Below are 537 nucleotides of genomic sequence, written 5' to 3' on the forward strand. Positions count from 1 at the left end.
ACGCCTCGAGCACCTCGACGGCGTCGGCGCGCCAGAACTTCGCGTCCGGCCCGGCGTCGGTCAGGACCGCACGGACCCGCTCGCCGGGCAGCGTGTGACGCACGAACACGACGCGCCCGTCATGACGGGCGACGCAGTGACCGCCGTGCGCGACGGGACCGATCTCGAGCTCCACGAGCTCCGGGGACTCAGCCACGGGGCAACGTCCGGCGCACGTGGTCCTCGAGGCCCGTCTGCCCCTCGGACGACGCGAGCTGCCACGGCACCGACGCGACGACGACGCCCGGGGTGAACAGCAGCCTCCCCTTGAGGCGCAGCGCGCTCTGGTTGTGCAGCAGCTGTTCCCACCAATGACCCACGACATACTCCGGGATGTAGACGACGACGAGATCCCGAGGGCTGTCCCTGCGGATCGAGCGGACGTACTGCAGCACCGGCCGGGTGATCTCCCGGAACGGCGAGTCGAGCACCCGAAGCGGCACCGGCAGGTCCATCGCGTCCCACTCGGCGAGCAGACGCGCGACGTCGTCCTCGTCG

At 71.1% G+C, this 537-nt stretch carries 1 protein-coding gene and 1 pseudogene; both read right to left on the reverse strand.

The features are described 5' to 3' along the window. Positions 1-196, reverse strand: a 196-nt coding sequence (locus CWIS_RS19585) for a TRAM domain-containing protein (RefSeq protein ID WP_048344194.1), incomplete at its 3' end; no start/stop codon positions are given. Further along, positions 189-537 (reverse strand): annotated as a pseudogene (locus CWIS_RS19590) (DNA-binding protein); the annotation flags it as partial. The pseudogene CWIS_RS19590 and the gene CWIS_RS19585, both read right to left, overlap by 8 nt.

This window comes from Cellulomonas sp. A375-1 (genome assembly GCF_001040865.1).
In the GTDB taxonomy this organism is placed as follows: domain Bacteria; phylum Actinomycetota; class Actinomycetes; order Actinomycetales; family Cellulomonadaceae; genus Cellulomonas; species Cellulomonas gelida.